Here is a 3,669-nt window from a genome sequence, read left to right as displayed (position 1 = left end):
AGTTTGTACATGCAGGTCTGGGACTGGCATTTACAGGCGGAAGCGCTGTTTCTGCAGGACTTGGTGTTCCGAAATGGGTAGCAAACCTTCGTGGTGGTGATACAAGCCCGCTTCGTGGAGGATGGACTGAAGGATCTCAGAATATCGGAAAATCTCCGTATATCATTATTATCATGATCGTGTGTGTGGTAATCTGCTGGGTTCTTCTGGAACGGACAAAACATGGTCGTTATCTCTATGCAATGGGTGGAAATAAAACTGCGGCAAAACTTTCTGGTATTAATGTAAAAAAATATCGTTTTATGGCAGGTATGTTTGCCGCTCTGTTTATTGCAGTTGCCGGTATTGTTGTATGTTCACGTAACTCTGCTGCACAGATTAACGGATGTGACAGTTATTTGATGAGTTCTCTGGCGGCAGTATTTATCGGACGTTCTGTAGGTGGAGCGGAAAGGCCAAATGCTCTCGGTACAGTTGTTGGAGCGCTTTTGATTACTGTTCTTGAGAATGGTCTGACAATGTGTGGAGTTGTTTATTATGTTCTTCCGGCTGTTAAAGGCGCAGTTCTCTGTCTTGCGCTGGTTGCAGCATACATTACAGTAAAAGAAGACTGATAAAAAATAAAATGGAGGGTTTGAGATGTCTAAATTTGATACATATTTTTTAATGACTACAGAAGATGCTATTGAGTACGCAAAACTGAAGGTTCCGCAGATGGAATGGGATGCGGAAAGTATGGAATGTAAAGAAATTGGAGATGGAAATCTGAACTATGTTTTTAAAGTCACAGATGGCAGGAATCATAGCGTTATTATCAAGCAGGCAGGCGGTGTGGCGCGTATTTCCGAGGATATGAAACTGGATACAGACCGCAATCGTATTGAGTCTGAGATATTGGTTCTTCAGGGAAAACTTGCTCCCGGATATGTGCCGGAAATATATTTTTATGATACTGTTATGAGTGCCTGTGGCATGCAGGATCTGAGTGACCATGAAATTATGCGTACAGCAATGCTGGAGCATAAAATTTTTCCGAAATTTGCAGATCAGATTTCTACTTTTATGGCCCAGGTTCTGATGGGAACTACAGATGTGGTGATGGATCATCAGGAAAAGAAAGATTTACAGAGAAAGTTTATTAATCCCGAGTTATGTGATATTTCGGAGGCGCTTGTTTATACAGAACCATATAATGATGAAATGCACAGAAATAATGTGTTTGCTCCAATAGCAGACTTCGTGAAAGAAAAACTTTATGAAGATGAAGAACTGCACTGTGAAGTAGCAAAACTGAAAATGGATTTTATGACAAGGGCGCAGTCTCTGATTCATGGAGATTTACATACAGGTTCTATCTTTATTAATGAAGACAGTACTATGGTATTTGACCCTGAATTCTGCTTCTATGGACCTATGGGATATGATATTGGAAATGTTATTGCCAATATGATTTTTGCATGGGCAAATGGAGATGTATATGGCAATTCAGAGTTCTGTGCATGGGTAGAAGAAGTTATTGTAGATGTTGTAGATCTGACTATGAAGAAACTTCGTGCTTATTACGAGGAACATGTAACAGATACCATGTGTAAAAATGAGATGTATAAAAACTATTATCTGGACACTATTCTGGCTGATACTTCTGCAGTTACCGGACTGGAACTGATTCGGCGTATTGTTGGTATGGCAAATGTAAAAGATATCACCAGTATTGAGAACAAAGAAAAACGTGCCCGGGCAGAGAAAATCTGTATTACTGCAGCGATTGATTTTATTAAAAATCGAGAGGCTAAAAAATGCGGAAAGTGTTTCCTTAATACCTTAAAGGATGCTATTGCTGCAATAGATGAATAACAGATATGATATTGCAATTATGAAAGGAGAATACAGTTATGGAAAATGCTTTAAATCTGGATACGGTCCGACTGTCAGAGGATAAAAAAGAAATAGTTATTCTTGATCAGACTCTTCTTCCTAACCAGTGTAAATATTTAAGTATTAAGAAAGCAGGAGATATTTGGGAAGCAATTTATTCTCTTAGGGTACGTGGCGCTCCGGCTATTGGTGTGACAGGAGGTTATGCTTATTATATATTGGCAGATCAGATTGAAACAGAAGATAAGCAGGAGTTTGTAAGAAAATGTACGGAGATGATGGAGTATATTAACTCTTCGCGCCCTACAGCCGTGAATTTGTCCTGGGCTTTAAATCGTATGCATGATGTTATGTTGAATGAAATTCATAACATGAGCATACCGGAATTAAAAGTGCGTTTGATGGAAGAAGCTGATGCAATTCGCCAGGAGGACATTCAGATCAGCCGCAATATTGGGGAATATGGATTTAAACTGTTAGATGAGCTTGGAAAAGGTGTGGGAATTATGACACACTGCAATGCCGGAACGCTGGCAACTGCAAAGTATGGTACAGCACTTGCTCCTATGTATATTGCACTGGAACATGGATGGGATCCTAAGAACGATATGCATGTATACTGTGATGAAACAAGACCTCTTCTGCAGGGCGCTCGTTTAAGCGCATATGAAATGCACGCAGCAGGAATTGATACTTATGTGCAGTGTGATAACATGGCGTCGTATACAATGAAAGAGGGAAAAGTAGGTATTATATTTGTGGGATGTGACCGCGTGGCGGCAAATGGTGATTTTGCAAATAAGATTGGAACCAGTGGTGTGGCAATTATTGCAAAACATTATGGAATTCCGTTTTATGTATGTGCTCCTTCTTCTACGATTGATATGACCCTGGAATCCGGAGATGAGATTCATATTGAGCAGAGAAAAGGCGAAGAGGTTACAGAGATGTGGTATGAAGAGCGTATGGCACCGGAAGGAGTAGGAGTAGTGAATCCTGCTTTTGATGTGACAGATCATAGTTTAGTTACAGGAATCATTACAGAAAAGGGAATTGCGTACGCACCGTTTAAAGAATCATTTGAAGCTATGGGGATTAAACCGGTTGAAAAATATGTAGATAAAAAATAAACAATAAAAGGGCGACAACAATCGCCCTTTTATTGTTAATAATATTGTACAGAATTTTTGGTAAGCCATTCTTTCCATTCCGGAGAAAACTCACAGTCTGTAATAATGGCGTCCATTTTTTCCAGAGGAATAACTGCAGAAAAAGAAGTCTTATCCAGTTTTGTATGATCTACCACGAGAAATTTCTGGTGAGCGTGCTGAAGTGCAATTTTATAAAGCATGGCGGAATCTTCGTTGATATCTGTAACGCCGAATTCTCTGCATACACTTCTGCAGGAAACAAATGCTTTGTCAAAAAAGTACTGTTGAAGAGAACGAACAGTACCGTTTCCGGTGAAACCTTTGGTTCTTGAAGAGAATTCGCCTCCGGTAAGAAATAGATGTACGGTGGAAGAACGTGAAAGAATATTGGCAATTTCCAGGGAGGTTGTAACAACGGTTAATTTCCGATTGACAATTTTTCGTGCGATGTACCAGGAAGTAGTAGATGAATCAAGAAAAATAATATCGCTAGGCTGAATCAGGGTATCACATTTTTGGGCAATGATTTCTTTTTCAGGGATACGCAATGTCTGTCTGGTTGTAACATCAAGATCATTCTGGACTCCTTCCAGTATGTATGCTCCTCCATGAGTACGTATAAGCTCCTGATTTTTTTCCATTG

At 39.7% G+C, this 3,669-nt stretch carries 4 protein-coding genes; 3 read left to right on the top strand and 1 reads right to left on the bottom strand.

The window, feature by feature from the left end:
- From QVP40_RS13440 to mtnA, 3 genes are all read left to right on the top strand, one after another.
- On the top strand, positions 1 to 614 hold a 614-nt coding region (locus tag QVP40_RS13440), incomplete at its 5' end, for an ABC transporter permease (protein ID WP_288200599.1).
- A 25-nt stretch (positions 615 to 639) separates the two neighbouring features.
- Complete coding sequence (mtnK, locus tag QVP40_RS13435; RefSeq protein ID WP_022068881.1) at positions 640 to 1,854, top strand: S-methyl-5-thioribose kinase; 1,215 nt, start codon at positions 640 to 642, stop codon at positions 1,852 to 1,854.
- 38 nt (positions 1,855 to 1,892) lie between these two features.
- Positions 1,893 to 3,005, top strand: coding sequence for an S-methyl-5-thioribose-1-phosphate isomerase (mtnA, locus tag QVP40_RS13430; protein ID WP_022068880.1), 1,113 nt, complete (start codon positions 1,893 to 1,895; stop codon positions 3,003 to 3,005).
- Positions 3,006 to 3,040: 35 nt separating this feature from the next.
- Here the strand turns inward: mtnA and QVP40_RS13425 are convergent.
- On the bottom strand, positions 3,041 to 3,669 hold a 629-nt coding region (locus QVP40_RS13425; RefSeq protein ID WP_022068879.1), incomplete at its 5' end, for a DeoR/GlpR family DNA-binding transcription regulator.

This window comes from Blautia sp. CAG:257 (assembly GCF_000433815.1).
Lineage (GTDB): Bacteria > Bacillota > Clostridia > Lachnospirales > Lachnospiraceae > Blautia_A > Blautia_A caecimuris.
Note: the sequence above shows the minus strand (reverse complement) of the source record. Positions and strands in the feature narration are given on the sequence as shown.